2 protein-coding genes are annotated in these 1,355 nt (G+C 50.6%); both read right to left on the bottom strand.

Annotation, left to right across the window (positions count from 1 at the left end; all coding sequences use genetic code 11):
• Positions 1-72 precede the first annotated feature (72 nt).
• The gene (locus AC2VE5_RS27415; protein WP_486890688.1) at positions 73-930 is read right to left on the bottom strand and encodes an SDR family NAD(P)-dependent oxidoreductase; all 858 of its coding nucleotides are present in this window, start codon (positions 928-930) and stop codon (positions 73-75) included.
• Positions 931-1,112: 182 nt separating this feature from the next.
• On the bottom strand, positions 1,113-1,355 hold a 243-nt coding region (locus tag AC2VE5_RS27420), incomplete at its 5' end, for a DUF790 family protein (RefSeq protein WP_486890689.1).

The following is a 1,355-nucleotide window of genomic DNA, read 5'->3' on the forward strand; positions in this document are numbered from 1 at the left end:
AAACGTTAAGACTAACGCCTGAGTTGAGCGGCATTTGTTGGGCAGCACTTTACGCAGATTACTCATTTCCGTTCAAAATGCAATATCCGAGGCAATATCTTTCCAATGAGTGGCTATCTTCTCCGCAGTAGACGCATCAATGGCGGCGAGGTCTTTTGGATAATCTACGTTCTCTCGCTCAACCCAGTGCGCCCCCGTGAATTGCCCGTTTCCTGCCCTTAATATAAATCCCGACTCGTGGCATTCTGGAGAGGCGAGATACAAAACCCCTGGTGCTACCTGGTCTGGCCGCAAATCCTCCGGCTCATCCTCGATGCCCCACATACGCGTTTTTGCCACTGGACAAATCGCATTGGTGATAATCTCGTGCTCTTTGCCCTCGACCGCGAGTACATTCATGAGACCTATTTGCGCCATTTTCCCCATCGCATAGGGACCAAGGCCATTAAGTGCATATTGCTGATAAATAGCTCTGTCCGAAGTCGTCAACACGATTCGCCCGTAGTTTTGACGCTTCATGACCGGAAAGGCAGCTTGAGCCAACCACGTTGGTGCTTCAATGTTGACATTGATGGCGCGTTGCAAAAATCCTGGGGTTAACTCTTCGATCGGTTGGTAGGCAACCCAGCCAGCATTATGGATCAAGATATCGAGGCGGCCGAACTCTGCGAGCGCAGTTTCCACCAAACTTCTACAGTTTTCTCGACTATCAAGAAGTTCGATACTCGGGGCCGCCGTTCCGCCAGCCTCTTGAATATCTCTTACGGCATTGGCCGCCACGTCTGCATCGGAGCCAGTGCCATCCCTGCTTACGCCCGCGTCGTGTATGACGACTCGCGCTCCTCTTTCCGCGAGCAGGCGCGCATAGGCTAAACCCAGCCCGCGGCCGCTTCCGGTAACAATAGTTACTTGATCATCAAGTCGAATCATTTAGCCTCCGTTGGCTGTGTCTATGTATGCTGCCTAACTATTATTAGACGGAACTCATCCGCCTAACACTCCAAAGTGAGGGTGTTGGGCTGACCCAGTCCTCATAACAATACTTTTAGGGTGGTTAGGCTGATGGTCATCCTGATAATAATCCTAATCTTCTGGTAGAGGGTGGTGGTCTTCTAGGAAGGGTCTAAAACCGCCAGGACAGACTTGGGTAGGAGTTTATCCTTAAACCAAATAATTGGTACCGGCGTGTCCGGGATCTTCACCCCAGCCTTTTCTAAATTCAAGCGCTCAGAAACGGCGAGGATTAAATCTTCCCGCTCCGCCTGCCTAACTTGAGAAAACTTCTTTTTTAGATATTCAGGACGCCAGTAACCAACTATTTCCAGCAAGAAGGTGCGGCCATCAGGATGAACCAG

The organism is Aliterella sp. E5.1, from assembly GCF_057473825.1.